The sequence below is a fragment of the Streptomyces sp. FH025 genome (assembly GCF_017427025.1).
Classification (GTDB): Bacteria; Actinomycetota; Actinomycetes; order Streptomycetales; family Streptomycetaceae; genus Kitasatospora.
The window spans coordinates 1-2575 of the sequence record NZ_JAFLNG010000909.1 but is presented as its reverse complement, the minus strand read 5'-3'; the positions used below and the strand labels follow the sequence as shown (position 1 = coordinate 2575).

Below are 2575 nucleotides of genomic sequence, written 5' to 3'. Positions count from 1 at the left end.
TCGTTGACGTTGTCCGCGCTGACCGGCTGGCGGCGGGAGATCATCCACATGGTGGCGGCACCGGCCACCAGCACGGTGCCGACCAGGGCGACGCCCCAGTTGCCCTGCTCGGCCACCAGGGCGGCGAGGCCGGAGACCACGGCGGCGGCCGGCAGCGTCAGCCCCCAGGTGTAGACCATGCGGCGGACCAGGCTCCAGCGCAGCTCCGGCTTCGGGCCGCCGAGGCCGGCGCCCATGATGCCGCCGGTGCAGACCTGGGTGGTGGAGAGGCCGAAGCCCATGTGCGAGGAGGTCAGGATGACGGTCGAGACGGCCGACTCGGAGGCGAAGCCCTGCAGCGGCTTGATGTCCGCCAGGCCCTTGCCCATCGAGCGGATGATCCGCCAGCCGCCCATGTAGGTGCCGAGCGCGATCGCCGCGCCGGCCGAGACGATCACCCAGGTGGGGGGCAGCGCGCCGTGCGGCAGGGCGCCGACCGAGACCAGGGTCAGGGTGATGATGCCCATCGTTTTCTGGGCGTCGTTGGTGCCGTGCGCCAGCGAGATCAGCGAGGAGGAGAAGATCTGGCCGGTCTTGAAGCCCTTGTCGCTGACCGCGGAGTCACCCTTGCGGGTGATCGCGTAGGCGAGCTTGGTGGCGCCCCAGGAGGCCAGGCCGGCGACGAGGGGGGAGGCGACCGCCGGGATGACGATCTTGGTGACCACGGTGTCGAAGTTGACGCCGTTCATGCCGACGCCGACGATCGTGGCGCCGATCAGGCCGCCGTACAGGGCGTGCGAGGAGCTGGACGGCAGGCCGCGCAGCCAGGTCAGCAGGTTCCAGAGGATCGCGCCGGCCAGTGCGGCGAAGATGACCTCGGGGTGGATGCCGGCCTTCTCGTTGACGATGCCGCCGGAGATGGTGGTGGCGACCTTCACGGACAGGAACGCACCCGCGAAGTTGAGCAGGGCCGCGATGGTGACCGCGACCTTCGGACGAAGGGCCCCGGTCGCGATCGCGGTGGCGGCCGCGTTGGCGGTGTCGTGGAACCCGTTGGTGAAGTCGAAGGCGAGCGCCGTGATGATCACAACGGCCACCAGGAACGAGATGTGTTCCATACCCAAACAATCGTCGTAGTTGTCGCACTGACGTTGATGACGTCGCGACCGTAGGTCCGTTTGGTAAACGGAAGGTGAACTGAGCCGGGAATCGTGGTTCCCATGGTGGCCCAGGGGTGTCCGGGAGCTTTCCGCTGGATGACCTGGATCGCGCTGAGCTGGACATTAGCGAAGAACGCCCCGGTTCGCCCCCGTTTGCTGAGAGCTGCCTCACAGATCAATCGAGAATTAACCTCTCGGTCCTCACGCGCTCTGTTTCCGACGAGTAACCCGTGGGAGGATCTGCGGGATCGATCCGGGCCGCGGGAGACGGGCCAGGACAGGGCACGGGCGGGGAGGACCACCCATGGGCGGGGCTGCACAGCGCACGGAGTCGACAGGCGTACGTCCCTGGGTGCGAGCGGCCCTGCGCTGCGGAGCCGTCCTCGCGGCCGCCGCGCTCGCGCTGCCGGCCGCCGCGCAGGCCGCGTACGCCAGCCCCGATCCGGGGACGGCGGGCGTCGCCGCGTCGACCGGATCGGACCCGCTGGCCGCGGCCAAGGCCACCCTCGGACCGCTGCTCGACCGGCTGCACGAGCTCTACCAGAACGCCGAGGCCGCGACCGAGCAGTACAACGGAGCGGTCGCGAAGGTCACCGAGCAGCAGACCGCGCTCACCGACCTCCAGGGCCGGCTGGAGCGGCAGCAGAAGCAGGTCGACGCCGGCACGGACCTCGCCTCCCAGCTCGCCGCCGCGCAGTACCGCAACGGCGCCGCCTCCGCGTACGCCGAACTGCTGCTCTCCAAGGACCCGTACGAGGCGGTCACCATCGCCGAGCTGCTCGCGACGGCCAGCCGCTCGCAGTCCGAGTTCCTGGACCGGCTGAAGGCCGACCGGGACTCCCTGAACGACCTGAAGAAGCAGACCGAGGACGCGCTCAAGACCTCGCAGACGCTGGCCACCCAGCAGGACGCCGCCAAGGCCAAGGTCGCCACCGACCTCGCCTCGGTCGAGCAGCTGGTCTCCTCGCTGACCGGCGCCCAGCGGGCCGAGCTGGAGCAGCTCGAGAAGGCCAAGGCCGACGAGGCCCAGCTCGCCTTCCTCGCCTCCGGCGCCCTCGGCAAGGGGGAGCGCACGCCCTCGCAGGCCGGGCGCGGGGCCGTAGCCTTCGCGCTGGCCCAGGTCGGCAAGCCGTACCTGTGGGGCGGCACCGGACCCGGCTCCTACGACTGCTCCGGCCTGACCTCGCAGGCCTGGCTGCACGCCGGGACGCCGATCCCGCGCACCAGCCAGGAACAGTGGGCGCAGCTGCAGCGCGTCCCGCTGAACCAGCTGCGGCCGGGCGACCTGGTGATCTACTTCCAGGACGCCTCGCACGTCGCGATGTACATCGGCGGCGGGCTGATCGTCCAGGCGCCGCGGCCGGGCGCGTTCATCAAGGTGTCGCCGGTCGGCTCGATGCCGATCCTCGGGGCCGTCCGCCCCGACCCCTCCGGTG

Annotated in this window: 2 protein-coding genes; one reads left to right on the top strand and one right to left on the bottom strand. The window is 70.6% G+C overall.

Going from position 1 to position 2575, the window contains the following annotated elements:
• Positions 1–1097: inorganic phosphate transporter (locus tag J0670_RS35540; RefSeq protein WP_207816731.1), on the bottom strand; the 1097-nt coding region annotated here is incomplete at its 3' end.
• 394 nt (positions 1098–1491) lie between these two features.
• On the opposite strand from J0670_RS35540, the gene J0670_RS35535 reads away from it, so the two are divergent.
• The coding region (locus J0670_RS35535; RefSeq protein WP_307806838.1) for an NlpC/P60 family protein at positions 1492–2575 on the top strand (1084 nt) is incomplete at its 3' end.